We start from the raw sequence: 2,804 nt of genomic DNA on the forward strand, positions 1-2,804 counted from the left end.
TCGACCTGGTGGCCCCGGACGCGCCGTCGATCACGGGCGTGGCCGACAATGTCGACCCGGTCAGCGGCGCTGTGGCCAACAACGGCTTCAGCAACGACACCACCCCGACCCTGTCGGGCACGGCCGAGGCCAATGCGATCATCAGCATCTATGATGGCGCGGTCCTGCTGGGCACGGCCACGGCCAACGGCGCCGGCGCCTGGAGCTACACGACCACGGTCCTGCTGCAGGGCGACCACGCCCTGACGGCGACGGCCACGGACGCGGCGGGCAATGTCAGCCTGGCCTCGGGTGTCTACAACGTCAGCATCGACACCACCGCGCCGACCACCCCGGCGATCGCCGGCCTCAACGACGACGTCACCCCGGTGGCGGGCGCGGTGGCCAACGGCGGCTTCACCAACGACGCCACCCCGACCCTGTCGGGCACGGCCGAGGCCAATGCGACGGTGTCGGTCTATGACGGCGCCACCCTGCTGGGCACGACGACGGCCAACGGCGCCGGCGCCTGGACCTACACCACCAGCGCTCTGAGCCAAGCGGCTCACAGCCTGACGGTGACGGCCACGGACGCGGCGGGCAACATCAGCGGCGCTTCGGCGGCCTTCACGGTCACCGTCGACACCACCGCTCCGGTCGCCCCGACCATCGCCACCATCAGCGACGACGTGCTGCCGGTGACCGGTTCGGTGGCCAGCGGCTGGTGGACCAACGACACCACCCCGACCCTGTCGGGCACGGCCGAGGCCAACGCGACGGTGTCGATCTATGACGGCGCCACCCTGCTGGGCACGGCCACGGCCAACGGCGCCGGCGCCTGGTCGTTCACCACCGCCGCCCTGGCGGTGGGGGCCCACGGTCTGACGGCGACGGCCACCGACGCGGCCGGCAACATCAGCGCCGCCTCGACGACCTACACGATCAATGTCGACACCTCGGCCGCGACGCCGACGATCGGCGCGATCGACGACGTGGGTCCGGTGCTGGGCGGCGTGGCCAACGGCGGCGCCACCAACGACACCACCCCGACCCTGTCGGGCACGGCCGAAGCCGGCGCCACCGTGACCATCCGCGAAGGCGCCACGGTGCTGGGCACGGCCACGGCCAATGTCGACGGTGACTGGACGTTCGCGACCTCGGCCCTGAGCGTGGGGGCTCACACCCTCACGGCGACGGCGGTCGATCTGGCGGGCAATGTCAGCGCCGCGGCGAGCTACAGCGTGACGATCGACACCCTGGCTCCGGTGATCACCTCGGGCGACCTGGTGATCTTCGGCGAGAACGGCGGCGGCACGGTCTATACGGCCACCGCCACCGACGCGACCGCCGTGGCCTACAGCCTGAGCGGCGTCGATGCGGGCGTGTTCGACCTGAACCCGACCACGGGGGCTCTGACCTTCAAGTCGCCGCCGAACTTCGAGGCGCCGACCAGCGCCGACGGCAGCAACTTCTACCGGGTGACGCTGACGGCCACCGACGCGGCGGGCAACGCCGTGACCAAGGCCCTGGGCGTGCGGGTCACCGACGCTGACGAAACCGGCGTGGTGATCATCGGCAACGGCGGCATCACCAACGACAGCACCCCGCTGGTCAGCGGTACGGCCACCGCCAGCCAGGCCGGCCAGACCATCACCCTGCTGGAAGGCGGCACGATCCGCGGCACCGGCGTGGTGCAAGCCAACGGCTCGTGGACCGTCCAATCGGGCGACCTGGGCGCTGACGGCCTGCACGTCCTGACGGCCCAGATCGCCGGCGTGTCCAGCAACGTCATCAACCTGACCCTGGACACGGTCGCCCCGACGGTGACCATCACCGGCGCGGTCGGCCCGGGCCTGACGGCCGCCGTCACCGGCACCGCCGGTCTGTCGGAAGTGGGTCGCACGGTGACCATCCGTGAAGGCTCGGTCACCCTGGGCACGGGCGTCGTGGCCGCTGACGGCACCTTCAGCGTCAGCGCCACCATGCCCGCCTCGGGTCCCCACAGCCTGACGGCCTCGGTGACCGACTCGGCCGGCAATGTCGGCACCAGCGGCGCGGCCAGCTACAACGCCTCGCCGACCCCGGCCCAAGGTCAAGCCGACGCGGCCAACCTCCAGACCGCCTATGAGAACATCATGGACGGTCCGGTGACGGCCAAGGACGCGCCGCTGATGCTGAGCCTGCTGGAAAAGCTGGCCACCGGCGAGCTGTCCTACAGCCAGGCCCTGACCCAGGTCGTCGACCTGGCCGACGGCACCACCTCGGTGGCGACGCTGAGCTACCAGTTCTTCACCGGCAAGATCCCCAGCGAAGCGGGTATCGACTACCTGGTGGCGGCTGACGGCCCCAACCCCAACAACCTCAACAGCGCCTACTACCAGTCGTTCAACCTCGAGAACCGCTACATCAACTTCGCGGTCAATCTGGGTCACGACGGCGCCGGCAAGGCCGCGTTCACGGCCAGCTACGGCTCGCTGAGCCTGTTCGACGCCACCAAGAAGGCCTATGCCGAGATCTTCGGTTCGGCCGGCGCCACCGACGAGAAGATCCACCTGATCCTCGACGGCACGGTCGGCGGCGGCACGCGGGCGACCTACTTCGCCAGCTACGGCCACGACGACCTGGGCACCAAGGCCGCCATGGTCGGCTGGCTGCTGGCCGAAGCCGCCAAGGCCGACGTCGGCAAGTACGCCCTGGCCAACGAGGCCTTCCTCACCGACCTGGCCGACGGCGCAACCCACAACGTCGACATCATCGGTGTCTACGCCCCGTCCAGCGCCCCGATCCTCGGCTAAACAAAACCAAATCCAAACCTACCAGGGGGG

The 2,804-nt window shown here is 70.2% G+C and carries 1 protein-coding gene; it reads left to right on the top strand.

Annotated elements, in window-relative coordinates; genetic code table 11:
- The coding region (locus AC1RRV_RS22550) for an Ig-like domain-containing protein (RefSeq protein ID WP_492861887.1) at positions 1-2,774 on the top strand (2,774 nt) is incomplete at its 5' end.
- Positions 2,775-2,804 lie beyond the last annotated feature (30 nt).

The sequence above is a fragment of the Caulobacter sp. GW821-FHT11E10 genome, assembly GCF_058808375.1.